Source organism: Archangium sp. (genome assembly GCF_036389735.1).
Classification (GTDB): domain Bacteria; phylum Myxococcota; class Myxococcia; order Myxococcales; family Myxococcaceae; genus Archangium.
Genome location: NZ_DASVWK010000779.1, coordinates 1 through 5,999, shown reverse-complemented (window position 1 = coordinate 5,999; position 5,999 = coordinate 1). Strand labels below are relative to the sequence as shown.

General features: G+C 70.2%; 5 protein-coding genes. All 5 read left to right on the top strand.

Translation table 11 applies throughout. The features are described from left to right. A partial coding sequence (locus tag VF794_RS27650; RefSeq protein WP_331115487.1) for a lytic transglycosylase domain-containing protein occupies positions 1 to 919 on the top strand: 919 nt, incomplete at its 5' end. A gap of 69 nt (positions 920 to 988) precedes the next feature. Next, on the top strand, positions 989 to 2,368 hold the full coding sequence (gene selA, locus VF794_RS27645) for an L-seryl-tRNA(Sec) selenium transferase (RefSeq protein ID WP_331115485.1): 1,380 nt from the start codon (positions 989 to 991) through the stop codon (positions 2,366 to 2,368). Positions 2,369 to 2,379: 11 nt separating this feature from the next. Next, positions 2,380 to 2,976, top strand: coding sequence for an HNH endonuclease (locus VF794_RS27640; protein ID WP_331115484.1), 597 nt, complete (start codon positions 2,380 to 2,382; stop codon positions 2,974 to 2,976). Positions 2,977 to 3,154: 178 nt separating this feature from the next. Beyond that, positions 3,155 to 4,939 carry a hypothetical protein gene (locus VF794_RS27635; RefSeq protein WP_331115482.1) on the top strand — a complete coding sequence of 595 codons (1,785 nt, stop codon included), beginning with the start codon at positions 3,155 to 3,157 and terminating at the stop codon, positions 4,937 to 4,939. A gap of 193 nt (positions 4,940 to 5,132) precedes the next feature. After that, positions 5,133 to 5,999: P-loop NTPase (locus tag VF794_RS27630; RefSeq protein WP_414640964.1), on the top strand; the 867-nt coding region annotated here is incomplete at its 3' end.

Genomic DNA, 5,999 nt, shown 5'->3' with positions numbered 1-5,999 from the left:
CGCGGCGGATCTCTTCGAGACGATCGCCGTGGAGCACCCGGCCACCTACTACGGGCTGATGGCCCGCACGATGCTCGCCGAGGTGGATGCGTCGCGCATGGAGCGCGTGGCGCCGCAGATCGACTTCACCCAGCAGGAGCGCCGTGGCCCCTGGCCCCTGCACGCGGGGGCGATGGAGAAGGATCCGCACTTCACCGCCGCCGTGGAGCTGATGCGCCTGGGCTTCCCCGAGGCCGTCTCCTCGGAGCTGCTCGCCGTCAACCGCACGAACCTGCCGTCGGAGAACGTCCGGCTGCTGGTGCAGCTCTTGTCCGTGTCGGGGGATGAGCGGGGCGCGCATGCGGTGGCCCGCGTGGCGCTGCGCCGCGACCTGAGCGGCCGCATCACCCCGGAGACGCGGCCGGTGTGGGAGGTGGCCTATCCCAACGCCTTCCGTCCGCTCATCGAGAAGCACACCCTGGCGGCCGGCGTGGAGCCGGATCTGCTCCAGGCGCTGATGCGCGAGGAGAGCGCGTTGGATCCGAAGGCGCTCTCCTGGGCGGGCGCGCTGGGCCTCACCCAGCTCATGCCCTCCACGGCGCAGTCGGTGGCGCGTCAGCTCAAGCTCAAGAAGGTGTCGACCCAGGCGCTGCTGGAGCCGGAGCTCAACATCCGGCTGGGCGCGCACTACCTGGGCTCGCTCATCAAGAGCTTCTCCGGGCACACCCCGTTCGCGGTGGGCAGCTACAACGCCGGTCCCAACGCCGTGAACCGCTGGCGCGCGGAGCGCCCGGGCATGCCGCTGGACGCGTGGGTGGAGGAAGTGCCCATCGCGGAGACGCGCGGCTACATCAAGCGGGTGCTGCGCTCCTACAACACCTACCAACTCCTCTACGGGCGGCCCGCCAAGGCGCCCGCGGTGAGTTCGGCCAGCCGGTAGTTTGAAACCCGGCTGAAGGGCAGGGGAGTTGGCTGGCGCCAGCGCCCCCGCCCCCTTACACTTCGGCGCGTGGGTGCACCCTCGACCGAAGACGGGGGGAAGAACGCGCTGCTGCGCGCGCTCCCCTCCATTGAGCAGCTCCTGCGCCGGCCCTCCCTGGAGGAGCGGCTGGCGGGGCTTCCCCGGGCCCGGGCCGTGGCGGCCCTTCGACTGGCGGTGCAGCGCGTGCGCGAGCGGCTGCTGCGCGGCGAGGCCCGGCCCTTCGAGGACGCGGACGTGGACGCGGCGCTGCGCACCCTGGCCACGCCCAACCTGAGGCCCGTCCTCAACGCCACCGGCGTGGTGCTGCACACCAACCTGGGCCGCGCCCCGCTGGCCCCCGAGGCCGTGGCGCGCGTGGCCGCCGTGTCGCGCGACTACTGCAACCTCGAGTACGACCTGGACGAGGGCGAGCGCGGCAGCCGCTATGCGCCCGTGATCGACCTGCTCACCCAGCTCACCGGCGCCGAGGATGCCCTCGTGGTGAACAACTGCGCGGGCGCGGCGCTGCTGGTGCTGGCCACGCTGGCGGCGGGCCGCGAGGCCATCGTCTCGCGCGGGGAGCTGGTGGAGATTGGCGGCGGTTTCCGGGTGCCGGACGTGATGCAGCAGTCCGGGGCGCGCCTGGTGGAGGTAGGCACCACCAACCGCACCCGGCGCTCGGACTACGAGTCGGCCCTCACACCGGACACCGGCGTGCTGATGAAGGTGCACCGCTCCAACTTCGCGCTGGTGGGCTTCACCGAGGAGGTGGAGGTGAAGGAGCTGGCGGCGCTCGGTCGTGCCCGCGCGGTGCCCGTGTTCGTGGACCTGGGCTCGGGCGCGCTGGTGCCGCTCACCGGTGAGGGGCTCACCGACGAGCCCACCGTACCGGCCACCGTGGGCGCCGGAGCGGACGTGGTGGCCTTCTCCGGGGACAAGCTCCTGGGTGGGCCGCAGGCCGGCATCATCGTCGGCCGCGCCGCGCTGCTGGCCCGCATCAAGAAGCACCCGCTCACCCGGGCGCTGCGTATCGACAAGATGACGGTCGCGGCCCTGGAGGCCACCCTGGAGCTGTACCGGGACGGGCGGCCGGAAGCCGTACCCACGTACAGGTTGCTGACCCAGACGCCGGAGACGCTGCGCGCCCGCGCCGAGCGATTGCACGCGCTTCTCCAGGCGAAGGGCGTCAAGGCCCGCGTGGCTCCGACGTCGGGGCAGGTAGGCGGGGGAGCGATGCCCCTGGCCCGGTTGCCTTCCTTCGCTTGCATCCTCACCCTTGGGGAGCCGGCCGCCTTGCTGGAATCCCTCCGGGGGGCGGAAGTTCCGGTGATTGGGCGGATTTCGGACGGCGAGGTCGTTATCGACGTCCGGTGCCTGTCGGAGGAGGACCTCGGGCCGGTCGCGGATGCCGTCGAGACGGCCTCATAGGGAAAGCAGCCATGCTCAATAGCGCCGTGCTCGTCTTGAACCGGAACTACCAGCCGGTGCATGTCACCTCGGTGAAGCGCGCCATCTCGCTGCTCTACCTCGGGGTGGCCAAGGCCATCGACACGCAGTACCGGCTCTATGAGTTCGCGGACTGGGCCGCGCTGAGCACCGCCAGCCATGACTGCGTCCACACCATTGACCGGCCCATCCGCGTACCCCGGGTGGTGGTGCTCTCCGCCTACGAGTACCTGCCTCGCGGCCGGGTGCGCTTCTCCCGCCTCAACATCTACGCGCGCGACCATGACACCTGCCAGTACTGCACCCGGCGCCTGCCGCGCTCGGAGCTGAACCTGGACCACGTGGTGCCGCGCTCCCAGGGGGGCAAGACGAGCTGGGAGAACGTGGTGTGCTCGTGCGTGCCCTGCAACCTGCGCAAGGGCGGGCGCACCCCGGAGCAGGCCGGGATGAGGCTCCTCAAGGTGCCGGTGCGTCCCCGCTGGACGCCCCTGTTCCGCGGGGCCTCGCGCCGCATCACCTACCGCGAGTGGTTGCCGTTCCTGAACCTGGCCGACGCCTCGTACTGGAACGTGGAGCTGCTCGACGACTGATGCTCCCCTGGGTATTTCAGGGTTGTAGCTTTGTAGGGCTCCTGTAACCGAGTGGCCGTCTCGCCTCTCGACGGGTCTCCCCTCGCGCGTGGACAATCACGGCGTGTGGACGGGGTCTGGCTCTCGCACCGGATGTGTGCCAGGGCGGCTCCGTCAGCTTTAGAGGGAGTCACTCGTGATGCGGAAGAATCGGTGGTTGCTGATGGGCGCCCTGGCGGTGGCCCTCAGTATCGTGGGATGTGATTGCGGAGGGACCAACCCCAATCCCGGCGGTGATGATGGCGGGGAGCAGGACGCCGGCGTCGACGCGGGCCTCCTGCCGCCCGAGCCGGACAGTGGCGTGGTCGGGAACCTGCCGGACGGTGGGACCAGCGGCGTGGGTCTCGATGGTGGGCCGGGCTCCGTGTGCGTGGTCGCGGGGGCCCAGTGTGATCGCCAGCAGGGCGCCGCGTGCTGTACCGGCGTGTGCGGCGTGGACGGCGTGTGTCCCCAGTCCAACAACCTGTGCGGCAGCTCCGGTGTGGCGTGCAGCGTGGGCACGGAGTGCTGCAGCAACGTGTGCAACGCTGGCAAGTGCAGCGTCACCCAGTGCGTCGACGTGGGGGCCTCGTGCTCCACCGCCGAGCAGTGCTGCACGAAGACGTGCACCAACGGCACCTGCGCCGATCTCCCGGACACCTCGGACACGTGCAAGGTGCTCGGCCAGTCCTGCTCGAACGCGGATAATTGCTGCTCGCAGAACTGCCAGAACGGCCTCTGTGCTCGCGCCTACATCTGCAACGCCAACGGCGACATCTGCACCCGGGACGGCGAGTGCTGCGGTAATGCCTGCACGGCGACGGACGGCGGCGTCGGTCGCTGCGAGACCATCACCGGCGGTGGTGGTGGCGGCTGCACCCAGGATGGCAACCCGTGCACCGGCGGCAGCGGCTGCTGCTCGCGCACGTGCGTGGACCTCGGCTACGGCACGACCGTGTGCCAGCCGGTGGGTGGCTGCAAGCTGACGGGCAACTACTGCACCAACAATGGCATCTGCTGCGGCTCCATTGAGCCCAGCAACGTCACCTGCGACGAGGGCCGCTGCGACAACGGCACCAGCTGCAACGGCACGGGCAACATCTGCGGCGAAGGCAAGCTGCCGGATGGCGGCGTCCTCAAGATCAACGCCTCGCAGAACTGCTGCGATGGCCAGAAGGCCGTCTGCAAGGTGGACTCCTCCGGCGTGCCGCGCTGCTTCGGTGGTGGTGGCGTCGCGGGCTGCCCCGACGGCTATGACCGCAACGACGCCAACTGCTGCATCAAGGGGGGCAACAGCTGCCAGTTCACCGACCAGTGCTGCAACGGCACCCTGTGTCTGCCGGACTTGAGTGGCGCCCTAAAGTGCCAGGCGCCCAGCGGTGGTGGGACCACCTCGGACGGTGGCACGAGCGGCCCCACGTGCTCCCCCGTGGGGACGCGCTGCGACACGGATGCCGGCAGCCCCTGCTGCGCGGGCACCGAGTGCCGCGCCACCTCCGAGCTGACGAAGGCCTGCCAGTCCATCTACAACCCGCCGCCTCCTCCCCCCGCGGACGGTGGTACGGGCGGTACCACGGACGCCGGCACGGGCGGCACCACGGACGCCGGCACGGGTGGCGGCACCTGCTCGGCCAATGACGCGACCTGTAGCCTCGCCTCACAGTGCTGCTCGGGCATCTGCACCAGCGGCAAATGCGCCGCACCCGCGGTGTGTCAGTCCCAGAGCGGTCTGTGCACCACCAACGCGGACTGCTGCTCGGGCCTGCGCTGCGACGTGCCGCTGGGCAGCAACGTGGGCACCTGCGAGCCTGGATCTACCTGCTCGTCGAGCGGCCAGGCGTGCTCGGCGACCACCGGGTGCTGCTCGGGCCTCTCCTGCCGGAATTCCGCAGGTGGGGCGTGCGATGGCACTACGGCCTGTACGTGCCGGGTGACCATCAACTAGTCCCGTTGGCCAGGGAGTCGACGCGGAGCCCAGGACAGGTTTTGATACGGGTGCTTTGAGTCCCGTGCCTTCCTCCTCCGCGTCGCAGCCCGCTCGTACGTCCCCGCCCGCTCAGCCCGCGGGCGGGGTCGCGCGCCTGGATCCCGATTCTCCCGGGGTCGTCGCGCGAGCCCGCCCCCACCGCATCATCGCGGTGGGAGGTGGAAAGGGCGGCATTGGCAAGTCACTCGTCTCCTCCAACCTCGGCGTCGCCCTGGCGATGCGAGGCCAGCGCGTGCTGCTGGTGGATGCGGACCTGGGTGGCGCGAACCTCCACACCTGTCTGGGCGTGGGTCAGCCCACGGCCACGTTGTCGGACTTCATGCTGCGCCCCAAGGCGCGGCTGGAGGACGTCATCGTGCCGACGGGCGTGCCCAACCTGTCGCTGATCGCCGGCGCGCTGGACGTGCTGGACGCGGCCAACATCAAGTACGCCCAGAAGCAGCGGCTGCTGCGCGGCCTTCAGACCCAGTCGGTGGACTACCTGATCCTCGATCTGGGCGCGGGCTCCAGCTTCAACACGCTCGACTTCTTCATCATCGCCGACCACGGCCTGCTGGTGCTGCTGCCCGAGCCCACCTCCGTGGAAAACGCCTACCGCTTCATCAAGGCCGCCTTCTACCGGCGGCTCCAGCAGGTGGAGGCGCAGTACGGCATCGAGCAGCTCGTGGAGCGCGCCCTGTCCACCCGCGAGGGTGCCGCGCGCACTCCCTTCGAGATCATCCAGCACGTGCGCCAGCAGAACGCCGCGCTCGGAGAGCGACTCGAGAAGGAGCTGACCGCCTTCCGCGTGAAGCTGGTGCTGAACCAGGCGCGCTCCGATGGCGACCTGAACGTGGGCGCCGCCGTGGTGTCCGCGTGGAAGAAGTTCTTCGGCCTGGAGATGGATGACCTCGGGGCCATCCGCTACGACGACGAGGCCTGGCGCGCCGTGCGCAAGCGACGGCCCATCGTCCTCGAGCGTCCCGACTCTCCGGCCGCCCTGGGTCTCCAAGGCATCGCCGATCGCCTCCTGGCGCTC

Bases quoted from the DNA above. Each gene is read 5' to 3' on its own strand.
- VF794_RS27640 (WP_331115484.1), top strand. From the start codon at position 2,380: ATGCTCAATAGCGCCGTGCTCGTCTTGAACCGGAACTACCAGCCGGTG.
- VF794_RS27635 (WP_331115482.1), top strand. From the start codon at position 3,155: ATGCGGAAGAATCGGTGGTTGCTGATGGGCGCCCTGGCGGTGGCCCTC.